The following is a 544-nucleotide window of genomic DNA, read 5'->3' as shown; positions in this document are numbered from 1 at the left end:
CCGGTCGATCGCCATCTTTGCGCTCGTCCCCGAGCACGAAAGCGCAACTGGCCGAGGGTGAGTTTGTGGAGGTCACGAGACGTGGCTACCCCGCGCGGCGATTTAAATACTCCGCCACGATATTACCACTGTCGCGCCTTTCTCCCTGCTACCTCTCGTATTAAATGTGGATTGCATGATCAATATTTCACTGAGGGCTTGTCTGCTCCCGGATTCCCGACTTGTCTGCCTGGGCCTTCTGCCCAAGATTAGGGATGGAGCCATGAACACCGCGCATTTCAATTCGCTCTCCGTTGACGAGCTCTGGATATTTCACCAAGAGGTCGCCGCCAAACTCACTCAGAAAATGTTGGTGCAAAAAGCACATTTGGAGGAACGGCTCCACAGGATTGGACTGGCCAACGAGGCCACGCGGTTCAATCGCGAGCGCCGTCCATACCCGCCCGTTCGTCCCAAATATCGCAATCCGAAGAACCCGGCGGAGACATGGTCGGGTCGCGGCAGGCTGCCTCGATGGCTGCGGCCGCAGCTTCGAGCCGGCCGA

Annotated in this window: 1 protein-coding gene; it reads left to right on the top strand. The window is 57.9% G+C overall.

The window, feature by feature from the left end:
• Positions 1–262 precede the first annotated feature (262 nt).
• The coding region (locus IVB32_RS01075; protein WP_247409570.1) for an H-NS histone family protein at positions 263–544 on the top strand (282 nt) is incomplete at its 3' end.

Source organism: Bradyrhizobium sp. 23, from assembly GCF_023073295.1.
Classification (GTDB): domain Bacteria; phylum Pseudomonadota; class Alphaproteobacteria; order Rhizobiales; family Xanthobacteraceae; genus Bradyrhizobium; species Bradyrhizobium canariense_D.
This window is presented reverse-complemented; position numbering and strand designations above follow the sequence as displayed.